The organism is Bacillus sanguinis, assembly GCF_018332475.1.
Classification (GTDB): domain Bacteria; phylum Bacillota; class Bacilli; order Bacillales; family Bacillaceae_G; genus Bacillus_A; species Bacillus_A sanguinis.
The window spans coordinates 1-398 of record NZ_BOQB01000650.1; the positions used below are offsets into that span (position 1 = coordinate 1).

The window sequence follows — 398 nt, forward strand, 5'->3', positions numbered from 1 at the left end:
AAACTGTAATGTTGTTGTCGCATTTTCCAATAGCTTATGTCCAATGAAATTATAAGTATTTAAATTTTTTTCAAATAAATCTATACATTAAGATTTTATGATTTAGAATAGAAGAAGGAGGTGAATAAAATAGAAACACATGTATATGAAGTAAAATCATCTAGCTCGTTTATAATTAAAGTTCTAGTTCAAGGTGAAGTTTATAAATTTCTTTTTCGTAAAGATGAATTAGTTGGAGAACGCTTATGTTTATTAGTAAATGAAATGGAATATGTGTTATTACATGAAGAAAAAGCGATTCAGACTGGAATTTTTATAACAGAGCAATTAAAAAAAGGCTTATTTGAAGGTTGGTTATGGATAAACGTGAATGAATTGGGATTAAATAAAATGAAAGT

Annotated in this window: 1 protein-coding gene; it reads left to right on the forward strand. The window is 25.9% G+C overall.

The window, feature by feature from the left end:
• Positions 1-120 precede the first annotated feature (120 nt).
• Positions 121-398: hypothetical protein (locus tag KI369_RS29045; protein ID WP_212959061.1), on the forward strand; the 278-nt coding region annotated here is incomplete at its 3' end.